1 protein-coding gene is annotated in these 430 nt (G+C 53.7%); it reads right to left on the reverse strand.

Features of this window, described 5'->3' with window-relative positions; all coding sequences use genetic code 11:
* Window positions 1-33: 33 nt before the first annotated feature.
* On the reverse strand, window positions 34-402 hold the full coding sequence (locus tag EOB59_RS35065) for a four helix bundle protein (RefSeq protein ID WP_013530241.1): 369 nt from the start codon (window positions 400-402) through the stop codon (window positions 34-36).
* Window positions 403-430 lie beyond the last annotated feature (28 nt).

The following is a 430-nucleotide window of genomic DNA, read 5'->3' on the forward strand; positions in this document are numbered from 1 at the left end:
TAGGGGAATAGGGGAATAGGGGAATAGGGGAGGCTATTCGGCTGCAAGTTTACGGATTAGAAGCCGAAGAAGCTTTCCCACACTTTCGGTACTCGCCAACAATGGGCCGGACGTCGCTTTCGGCGCGATGCCAATACGTTCAGCAATCAGAAGCTGAGTTTCCAACTCCTTCAATGATCCTTGGGCAATACGGAGAAATTGCAGATAGGAGCCTCGAATTTCCCTGCCATACCCCTCGGCTATGTTTGCCGGCACCGACGTTGCAGAGCGCCGCACTTGGCTGGTCAGCCCATAAAGTTCTTCTTTGGGCCAGGATTTAGTAGCACCGTAGACCGCCACCGCAAGATCCATCGCCTGCTCCCAAACAAGCAAGTCCTTGTAGGACCCTGTTTTTTCGGTCATCCGTCCCTACTCCCCTACTCCCCTACTC

Source organism: Mesorhizobium sp. M7A.F.Ca.MR.176.00.0.0 (genome assembly GCF_004023165.1).
Lineage (GTDB): Bacteria > Pseudomonadota > Alphaproteobacteria > Rhizobiales > Rhizobiaceae > Mesorhizobium.